Source organism: Streptomyces carpinensis (assembly GCF_002154505.1).
Lineage (GTDB): Bacteria > Actinomycetota > Actinomycetes > Streptomycetales > Streptomycetaceae > Streptomyces > Streptomyces carpinensis.
The window spans coordinates 1-1,158 of record NZ_MUBM01000730.1 but is presented as its reverse complement, the minus strand read 5'-3'; the positions used below and the strand labels follow the sequence as shown (position 1 = coordinate 1,158).

Below are 1,158 nucleotides of genomic sequence, written 5' to 3'. Positions count from 1 at the left end.
CAGGTCGGCCAGACCGGCAAGAGCGTCTCGCCGCAGCTGTACATCGCCAACGGCATCTCCGGAGCGATCCAGCACCGGGCCGGCATGCAGACCTCCAAGACGATCGTCGCGGTCAACAAGGACCCCGAGGCCCCGATCTTCGACCTGGTCGACTACGGCGTCGTCGGCGACCTGTTCGACGTCGTCCCCCAGCTCACCGAGGAGATCAAGACCCGCAAGGGCTGAGCAACTGCGAGATCGATCGCCCAGGCGCAGGCGACCGTAGCCTCGGAACCATGAGGTACTGAGTTCCCCATGAATGAGGAACTCAGTACCTCATTTTTCTCGGCGAAGGTCGGGCCAGGCTCCCTCGAGCCGCTGCACGACCTGCCACATCGGTGTGTCGGTGCGGGTCACCACGACGACGGTCTCCCCGGCGTCGCTCCACGTGCGATGGACGAGGTGCAGCGCCTGGTCGACGGCGGCGACGGCATCCCCTCTGCCTCCGGAACGCAGCCAGGTACGCAGACCGTAGTTGTGCGCCGCGACCACGCTCGCCGCCACGGTGTAGGCCCGGGCGCCCCCGTCGGGAAGTGCGGCGAAGCGGCGTTCCAGGTAGGACGCGAGAGCCCGCTCGTACTGCCACACGACCGAGATCTCGTGTGCCTTGAGGGCGGGCACGCTGCGGGTGAGCGCGTAGCGCCGCACGGAGAACTCCGCCTTCTCGGCGTACATGCGGACCACGAGCCGTGCCGCGCCGCAGGCCCGGCCCACCGGATCGGGGTCGGTGGCACCCTGGGCCAGATAGTCGACCATCTCGGCGAGGGCCCGCTCATGGTCGGGGAAGACGACTTCTTCCTTGGTCGGGAAGTAACGGAAGAAGGACCGCCGGCCCACACCTGCCCGGCGCACGATGTCGTCGACGGTGGTGGCGTCGTAACCGAACTCGGTGAACAGGTCGAACGCGGCGGAGACCAGCTCCTCGCGGATCGATGGCTTCGGCGTCTCGCCACCCGGGGTCTCGCCCTGCGCGGACTGCCGCGACTGGTCGGTCTGGTCTCTCATGGACAAAACGTATACCCCTCTTCCATGCCATGGCACTCAGTCCGCATAATTAAGGTACTGAGTGCCACCGAGTGGGGAGCTTCCATGAGCGACTTCGACCTGTACCGCCCGTCC

At 66.8% G+C, this 1,158-nt stretch carries 2 protein-coding genes; one reads left to right on the top strand and one right to left on the bottom strand.

The genetic code is table 11. The features are described from left to right. Positions 1-225 (top strand): electron transfer flavoprotein subunit alpha/FixB family protein (locus BZY54_RS48375; RefSeq protein WP_143668079.1); only part of this gene is annotated, 225 nt, incomplete at its 5' end. A gap of 90 nt (positions 226-315) precedes the next feature. Here BZY54_RS48375 and BZY54_RS48370 read toward each other — a convergent pair. After that, positions 316-1,044 carry a TetR family transcriptional regulator gene (locus BZY54_RS48370; protein ID WP_086731574.1) on the bottom strand — a complete coding sequence of 243 codons (729 nt, stop codon included), beginning with the start codon at positions 1,042-1,044 and terminating at the stop codon, positions 316-318. Between the last annotated feature and the right edge of the window lie 114 nt (positions 1,045-1,158).